Genomic DNA, 8,029 nt, shown 5'->3' with positions numbered 1-8,029 from the left:
GCAACTGGAAGGCATCAACAACAAGATCAAGGTGATCAAGCGCATGGCCTACGGCTACCGCGACAGCGAGTACTTCTTCCTGAAGATCAAAGCCGCCTTCCCCGGTAATCCGTGATGAACCTTTTTTTGGCGGGCGTAAACTTGCGTGATGAATCCGACCGCACGCCAGTTTCCCGTCCGTCCGCGGCGCATGCGCCACGACGCGTTCTCGCGCCGGTTGATGCGCGAGCACGTGCTCACCGCCGACGACCTGATCTACCCGGTGTTCATCCACGAGGAAGCAGGCCGCGCACCGGTCGGCTCGATGCCCGGCGTGGACCGCCTGTCCATCGACGAACTGCTCCGGGTCGGTGAACAGGCGCTGGAACTCGGCGTGCCGGTGCTCGACCTGTTCGGCGTGCCGGACCCGACGGCGAAGACCGCCGACGGCCGCATCGCCTGGGACGACGACGGCATCATCCCGCGCGCGATCCGTGCGCTGAAGTCGCGCTTCCCCGAACTGGGGGTGATGAGCGACCAGGCGCTGGATCCGTACACCACGCATGGCCAGGACGGACTGATCGACGAATCGGGCTACATCCTCAACGACGAGACCATCGAGGCGCTGGTGAAGCAGTCGCTCTCGCATGCCGCCGCCGGCGCCGACATCCTCTCGCCCAGCGACATGATGGACGGCCGCATCGGCGTGATCCGCGCCGCGCTGGAAGCGAACGGCTTCATCCACACCCGGATCATGGCCTACAGCGCCAAGTACGCCAGCGCCTTCTACGGCCCGTTCCGCAGCGCGGTCGGCAGCGCCGCCAGCCTGGGCAAGGCCGACAAGTACACCTACCAGATGGATCCGGCCAACTCGGACGAGGCCCTGCACGAAGTCGGGCTGGACCTGGCGGAAGGTGCTGACATGGTGATGGTCAAGCCGGGCCTGCCCTACCTCGACGTGCTCTACCGGGTGAAGCAGCAGTTCCGCCGCCCGACCTACGCCTACCAGGTCAGCGGCGAGTACGCGATGATCAAGGCCGCCGCCGCCAACGGCTGGATCGACGAGACGATGGTGGCGATGGAAGCGCTGACCGCGTTCAAGCGCGCCGGCGCCGACGGCATCCTCACCTACTTCGCGCTGGACGCCGCGCGCTGGTTGCGCGAGCGGCGTTGACCACAGGCATCGACCCACGGGAGTCCACCATGACCAGGCACTACGCCGTCTTCGGCACGCCGATTGCGCACTCGCTGTCGCCGCGCATCCATGCGGCGTTCGGCAAGCAGGCCGGCATCGACCTCGAGTACGTGCCGATCGAGGCAGGTCCCGAGAATTTCACGCTGAAGCTGGAGGCCTTCGCCGCACGCGGTGGACTGGGCGCCAACATCACCCTGCCGCTCAAGCGCCGTGCCGCGGAACTGGCCAGCAGCCTGGGCGATCGCGCACGCCGCACCGGCGTGGCCAACACCCTGGTCCGCCGCGGCGATGGCTGGCATGCGGACAACACCGACGGCAGCGGCTTGGTCGGCGACCTGACCTTGCGCCAGGGGCTGGACCTGCGCGGGCGGCGCACGCTGCTGCTCGGCTCGGGCGGCGGCGCGCGCGGGATCGCCCCGGCGCTGCTGGATGCCGGCATCGATGCGCTCTACATCGTCAATCGCACGGCGCAGAACGCCGATGCGCTGGCCGACCTGCTCGGCGATCCGACGCGCGTGCATGCGCGCTACCTGGACGACCTGCCCGCGCTGGGCGAATTCGACCTGATCGTCAACGCGACCTCGGCCACCCGTGGCGGCGAACTTCCGCACCTGCCGATGTCGATGGTCGGGCGGCGCACCGCCGCGGTCGACCTGAGTTATGGCGAGGCGGCGATCCCGTTCCTCGCCTGGGCGCGCGCCAATCGCTGCCATGACGCGATCGACGGGCTCGGCATGCTGGTCGAACAGGCCGCCGAGAGTTTCGAGGTCTGGCACGGCGTGCGCCCGGACACCGACCATGTCTATGCCGACCTGCGGGCGCACACGGATTCGCTGGTGACCGCGGATTGAATCGACCGCGACGCGGCGGCGACAGCCGTCCTACAGCAGCCCGTCGCGCTTGATCGCCAGGTAGCGTTCGACCAGCGCGCCGGGCAGCTGCTCGCAGGTGACGTCGAGCATGCCGACCCGGTGCGAGCGCAGGGCGTCGTGCACGGCGGTGCGGTGGGCGATGTAGCGGGATGCCGCGCTCGCACGCAGGGCACCACGCAGGTCGCGCACGTCTTCGTCCAGCACCGCGTCCAGCGCTTCCTCGCGCAGGCTGGCAACCACCACGTGGTGGCGCTGCTGGAGCATGCGCACCGCGCCCAGCAGGTCGTCGCTGTCCTCGTCGCGCAGGTTGGTGACCAGCATCACCAGGCTGCGCCGGCGATGCCGCTGCGACAGTTCAGTGGCGGCGGCCAGGTAGTCGGTCGCCACCGGCCGCGGCTGCAGGTCGTAGGTGGCGCGCAGGAACACGTCGATCGCACCCATCCCGCGCTGCGGCGACACCCAGCGGCGCTCGCCGCCGCTGGCCAGCAGGCCGACCGCGTCGCCCTGCCGCAACGCGAGGTAGGACACCACCAGCGCGGCGTTGAGGACATGGTCGAAATGGCTGAGTTCGCCGTCGCGGGCGAGCATGCGGCGGCCGGTGTCGATCACCATCAGCAGGTGCTGGTTGCGCTCGTCCTGGTATTCGCGGGAGATCAGCCGGCGCATCCGCGCGGTGGCCTTCCAGTCGACCTGGCGCAGGCTGTCGCCGACCCGGTAGTCGCGCATCTGGTGGAAGTCGGTGCCCTCGCCGCGACGCCGCTTCACGTGCGCACCGACCGCGCGCGATGCGGTCTCGGCGCCGAGCAATGCGAGCCGCGCCAGCGGCGCGAAATCGGGATACACCCGCACCGTGCGTTGCGCACCGACGACGCGCGCGCGCGTCCACAAACGCCACGGCGAATGCAGGCGCAGGTGCACGCCCTCGAAACGGGCATCGCCGCGTTCGGTCGGCCGCAACGCATAGTCGAAGCGTGTGCTGGAATCGGCCGCCAATTGCAGCCTGCGCGGCAGGCCGCTGGCGATCCAGCCGGTCGGATGCAGGTCGTGGACGTCCACGCGCTGCGCGCGCGCGCCGGCATCCAGCACCAGGGTCACGTTGCGCTCCACCCCCAGCGGCAGCGCGTCCGGCAGGCTGCGCGCCACCTCCGGAATCGCCTGGCGGGCGATGCGCACGCCATCGACCAGCGCGACCAGCAGCAACAGCGCGCCCGCCGCCCACCACGCCGCCACCGGCAGCACGCGGAAGCTGGTCGCCAGGCCCAGCAAGGCCCAGCCCACGCAACACAGCACCAGGGGCAGCGTGGGCCTCACTGGCGCGGGGCGTCCACCTTGGCCAGCAGGGCGTGCAGCACGTCGTCGGTCGACTGGCCTTCGATCTGCAGCTCCGGCGCCAGCGACACGCGATGTCGCAGCACCGGCTTGGCGATCTCGCGGAGGTCGTCGGGGGTGACGAAGTCGCGTCCGCCCAGCACGGCCTGCGCACGCGCGGCACGCACCAGGCCGATGCTGCCGCGCGGACCCGCGCCCAGCGCGATGCCGGGCCATTTGCGGGTGGCGGCGGCGATCCGTACCGCGTAGTCGAGCACCGCCTGGTCGACGCGCACCTGCGCCGTGCCCAACTGCATCGCCAGCACCTCGTCCTGGCTGGCGACGCGCTGGACCTGGCCCAGGTCGAAGTCGGAGGCCATGCGGCCCTCGCTGACCGCGGCGACCATCCGCGTCTCGTCCGCCAGGCTGGGGTAGCCGATCAGCACCTTCAGCAGGAAGCGGTCGAGCTGCGCCTCGGGCAGTGGGTAAGTGCCTTCCAGCTCCAGCGGGTTCTGCGTGGCCAGGCAGAGGAATGGCGGCGGCAGCGGGAAGCTGGTGCCTTCGATGGTGACCTGCCCTTCCTGCATCGCTTCGAGCAACGCCGATTGCGTCTTCGCCGGCGCGCGGTTGATCTCGTCGGCCAGCAGGACGTTGGTGAACACCGGGCCCTTGCGCACCTCGAAGCGTTCCAGCTTGGGGTCGAACACGGCATGCCCGCTGATGTCGCTGGGCATCAGGTCCGGGGTGAACTGCACGCGCGCATGCGCGCAACCCAGCGCCTGCGACAGCGCGCGCACCAGCAGGGTCTTGCCCAGCCCGGGCACGCCTTCCAGCAGCACGTGGCCGCCGGCGAGCAGCGCCACCATCACCTGGTCGAGGGTGTCGTCCTGGCCGATGAAGGCCTTGGCCACCTCGGCGCGGACGGCAGTGGCGCGCTCGCCCAGCGCCTCGCCGATCAGCGCTGCGGGGGACGGGGCGATGTCGATGCTCATAGGCGTTTCCTCAGGTCGATCAGTCGGGCGATGCGGTGGCGGAATTCGGTGGTGTTGGCCGGTGGGCGCGTGTCCAGGGTGTCGCGTACCTGCGCCGCGGCCGTGTCGACGCGTGCCGCGACCAGCGCGGCCTGGGTCTCGCCATCCTGGGCAGCGGCCAGCGGGTCGCGGCGGCGCAGGCGGGCGAGCACGGCATCGCGCAGGGCACGGTGCAGGGTGCCGGCCTTGCCGTAGCGCAGCAGGTGCTCGCCGCTGGCCTCGACATGCTCCAGCAGCGAGCGCCGCGGTGGCATCGGCGATGGCAGCAGCGGGCCGAAGCGCTGCATGCGCATCCACAACCAGGCCAGCAGGGCCAGCAGCAACGGCAGCAGGAACGCCCAGGCATGGGTCAGCAGCCAGCGCCACAGCGGCGGCATGTCCGCGGCATACACCAGGTGGAAGCGGCCCTTGCCCCAGTTCGGCGCCAGCAACTGGCGGGCGAAGGCCAGGTGCGGGCCTTCGTCCAGGCTGCCGTTGTCGACCATCTCGAGGTCGCCGAGCAGGTCCACGCTGCCGTCGCCGTACGGGAAGCGCGCGAACACGTGGTGGCCGTCGCGGGTGCGCCAGGCCGCGGAGACTTCGGCATCCTCGGCCAGCTGGAAGCGCGGCGCACGGCAGAACTCCACGTGATCCTCCTCGCTGGCGACGAACAGGTCCATGCAGTGCGGATCGAGCAGTTCCGGTTCGATCGGCAGCCAGTCGGCCAGGTCGCCGACGAAGGGCTCGTCCTCGCGCCACGGCGGCAGGCGCAGGACCAGGTGACCACCGGCTTCGGCGAACAGGAACAACGCGTCCAACTGGTCGTAGGTCAGTGCGCGCGGATCGCTGTAGACCAGCAGGGTGTCGCCGGGGGCCAGGGCCATCTCGGCCAGTTGCAGGCGCTGGCGCGACTCGGCGCGCTGGCCCTCCGCGCGCAGGGCCAGCTTGAGCGCGTACAGCGGGTTGTAGCTGGCTTCGCCGCGCGGCGGCATCGGCACGATCTTCTCCACCCGGTGATGGGTGGCGAGGAACCAGGCCAGGCCGGCGGCGATAACCGCCAGCGCCAGCAGCCACGGCAGGGCGGCGCGGGCGCGGCTCATGCGGCCCACCCGAAGCGTCCGCCCAGCTGCCCCAGCAATCCCTCGAATTCGCCGTCATCCGGCAAACGCTCGGCATACGCCGCGTACTGCCAGACGCGGACCATGCGGCCGAAGGCGTCGCGGTCCCCTTGGTCGCGCAGGCCGCGCGCGGCGCGCAGGCATTCGGCCTCGGTCGCGCCCGGCACCAGCACCGCACCGGTGCGCGCGACCATGCCGGCCACGCTGGCGCGATACAGCAGCGCCAGTGCGCGACGCTTGCGCCCGTCCTGCCAGAGCTGGCGCGCGGCCGCGGCGATATCGTCCGGCAAGGCGTCGGGCGAGAGATGCGGTTCGCTGGCCACCGGCGTGTCCGCGATCCGCGGCGGCGGCGCGATCCCGCGCAGCCACGGCCACCATTGCCGATGGGTGACCAGCACCAGGCCGACTGCCAGCGCGGCCAGCAGCCACAGTCCGTATTCGCCGATCACCGCGATGGCCTTGGCGACGATCGCCGGGAACGTGCCCGGGGTGCGCGGCTCGCCGGGTTTGACCGGCTTGCGTCGCTCCCAGCGCTTTTCCGTGCGCTTCGGCGACAGCAGCGGATCGGCATAGGCGCGTTCCACCGCCTTGTCGAAGCGGGCCGGATCCTGCACCTGCGGGAACACCATCGGCAGCGTGGGCGGCTCCGTGGACTTGCGCTTCGTGCCGGCAGGCTTGGCCGCCTTGCGTGCGGCATCGGCCGCGGCCTTGGCGGCCTCCTCCGCGGTCGTCGGTGCCGATGGCGTTTGCGCGAGCGCCGGCCTCGACATCGACAGGCCCAAGGCGCAGGCGACCAGCAGCAGCGGCAGCAGCGCCTGCAAGCGACGGCGCATGCGCCGGAACGCGATCTCGATGTCCCAGCCTTCGATCTGGGTGCGTCGGTCCAGGTACAGGCCGAAGCCGGCACCGACATAGAACGGCTCGATCAGGCTGGTCGCCAACCAGGCCGCCAGGTTGCCGGCGACGTGCACCCACGGCGGCGGTTGCTCGGTCAGCAGCGCCCACATCGCCCGCGCCGATTCCGACAGCAGCTCGACCGGCACGAACAGCATCACCAGCGCGTAGGCGCCGAACACCAGCGCGGCTTCGAAGCCCAGGCAGACCAGGGTCGACAGGAAGGCGGTGCCGCGCACCGACCCGCCGATCACCCGCCGCCGCGGGCCGGGATCGGCACCGCCTTCGAGCAGGTCGACCGGCAGGTACAGCGCGCGGGTCGGCCCCAGCCGACGCCAGGTCAGGTAGGCCGGCATCGCCCGCCACGCCCAGGTGCGTTGCGCCGCCAGGGTCTCGCGCACGCTCGGTGCATCGCCGAACAGCGACCGCGACAGCACGAACAGCGGGATGCGGTCGAACACCGGCTTCAGCCACCACATCACGAATGGCACCCAGGGCAACAGCCCGGCGACCCAGCCGATCGCGTTCAACACCACGAACACCGGCAGGGTCAGCAGCAGCCACGGCAGCCAGATCGCCCGCGCATGGGTGCGCACCAGCGCGGTGCCCAGCTCCATCGCCTCCCACGACGAGCGCGGGCGCAATTCGACGCGCGGTTGGTCAAGGCGCATGCCGGTCCCTCCCGCCGAACCACAGCCACGCGATCACCAGCACCCACAGCGCGCCGCCCACCGAATACTTGCCCCAGGCCGGGATCCAGCCGATCGATGACCAGAACGCCTCGATGAAGGCCGCGGCCACCAGCATCACGAAGACGCCCAGGCACAACCGCGCGCCGCGGCGGCCGCCCTCGACGAGCGCATCCACGCGCCGGCGCCGGCCGGGCGCGATCAGGTCCAGGCTCAGCCGCAGCCCCGCGCCGCCGGCGATCACGATCGCGCTGAGCTCGAACGCGGCATGCCCGGCGACGAAGCGCCAGAACGGCTCGCCATGCCCGGCCGCCTGCAGGTGGCCGGCCACGCCGCCGATGATCACGCCGTTGAACGCCAGGGTCAGCACCGGGCCCACCCCGGCCAGCAGGCCGCTGGCGAAGGTGCGCAGGCCGATGCTGATGTTGTTGAAGATGTAGTGGCCGAACATCATCAGGTCGGATTCGGCGGCGCGGCCCAGCCGGGCGGCCTCGGGGTCGTACATCGCCTCCATCTCGGCGACCTGCTGCGCGCCCATCACCGTGTGGATCAGCTCCGGCTTGACCTGCACGCCGACGAACGCGACCACCAGCGGGATCGCGAACAGGGCCAGTGAGGCCCACATCACCCCGGCTTCCGCGCGCACCAGCCGCGGCATGTCGGCCAGGAAGAATTCGAACATGCGCTGCCAGCGCGGCAGCGGCGGCCGGTACATCACCGCATGGCCGCGCTGCATCAGCTCCTGCAGGCGGGCGACCAGTTGCGGGCTGTAGCCGCGGCGACGGGCCAGGCCCAGTTGCTGGCAGACCCGGCGGTAAGCCGCCGGCACGTCCTCGTCCGCCAGTCCGCGCCAGCTGCGGTCGGCGCGGGCGCGGCGCGGCCGCGCGGCGCGGGCATCCAGCCATTGCTCGAAGGCCAGCCATTCGGCCTCGTGGCGGACGATGAAGTGTTCCTGCCGCATGCG

The 8,029-nt window shown here is 71.0% G+C and carries 8 protein-coding genes; 3 read left to right on the top strand and 5 right to left on the bottom strand.

The window, feature by feature from the left end; all coding sequences use genetic code 11:
- The 3 genes from ACE3T8_RS13485 to aroE form a co-directional block, all read left to right on the top strand.
- Positions 1-115 (top strand): transposase (locus ACE3T8_RS13485; protein WP_374609769.1); only part of this gene is annotated, 115 nt, incomplete at its 5' end.
- Positions 116-148: 33 nt separating this feature from the next.
- Positions 149-1,153, top strand: coding sequence for a porphobilinogen synthase (gene hemB, locus ACE3T8_RS13480; RefSeq protein WP_374609759.1), 1,005 nt, complete (start codon positions 149-151; stop codon positions 1,151-1,153).
- A 29-nt stretch (positions 1,154-1,182) separates the two neighbouring features.
- A complete protein-coding gene (gene aroE / locus ACE3T8_RS13475) occupies positions 1,183-2,025 on the top strand; it encodes a shikimate dehydrogenase (protein ID WP_374609757.1) in 843 nt (280 codons plus the stop codon).
- A gap of 30 nt (positions 2,026-2,055) precedes the next feature.
- Here aroE and ACE3T8_RS13470 read toward each other — a convergent pair whose 3' ends face one another.
- The 5 genes from ACE3T8_RS13470 to ACE3T8_RS13450 are packed head-to-tail and all read right to left on the bottom strand — an operon-like array spanning position 2,056 to position 8,026.
- Positions 2,056-3,357: a DUF58 domain-containing protein gene (locus ACE3T8_RS13470; RefSeq protein WP_374609755.1), complete on the bottom strand. Its 1,302-nt coding sequence runs from the start codon at positions 3,355-3,357 to the stop codon at positions 2,056-2,058.
- On the bottom strand, positions 3,354-4,340 hold the full coding sequence (locus ACE3T8_RS13465) for an AAA family ATPase (protein WP_374609767.1): 987 nt from the start codon (positions 4,338-4,340) through the stop codon (positions 3,354-3,356). The genes ACE3T8_RS13470 and ACE3T8_RS13465 overlap by 4 nt, the downstream gene beginning before the upstream one ends.
- Positions 4,341-4,342: 2 nt before the next feature.
- On the bottom strand, positions 4,343-5,464 hold the full coding sequence (locus tag ACE3T8_RS13460; protein WP_374609753.1) for a DUF4350 domain-containing protein: 1,122 nt from the start codon (positions 5,462-5,464) through the stop codon (positions 4,343-4,345).
- Positions 5,461-7,047, bottom strand: a complete 1,587-nt coding sequence (locus ACE3T8_RS13455; protein ID WP_374609752.1) for a DUF4129 domain-containing protein — start codon at positions 7,045-7,047, stop codon at positions 5,461-5,463. Before ACE3T8_RS13455 ends, ACE3T8_RS13460 begins: the two co-directional genes overlap by 4 nt.
- Entirely contained in the window at positions 7,037-8,026 is a 990-nt protein-coding gene (locus ACE3T8_RS13450) for a stage II sporulation protein M (protein WP_374609750.1), read from the bottom strand. Before ACE3T8_RS13450 ends, ACE3T8_RS13455 begins: the two co-directional genes overlap by 11 nt.
- Positions 8,027-8,029 lie beyond the last annotated feature (3 nt).

It is taken from the genome of Thermomonas sp. (assembly GCF_041919455.1).
Classification (GTDB): domain Bacteria; phylum Pseudomonadota; class Gammaproteobacteria; order Xanthomonadales; family Xanthomonadaceae; genus Thermomonas.
This window is presented reverse-complemented; position numbering and strand designations above follow the sequence as displayed.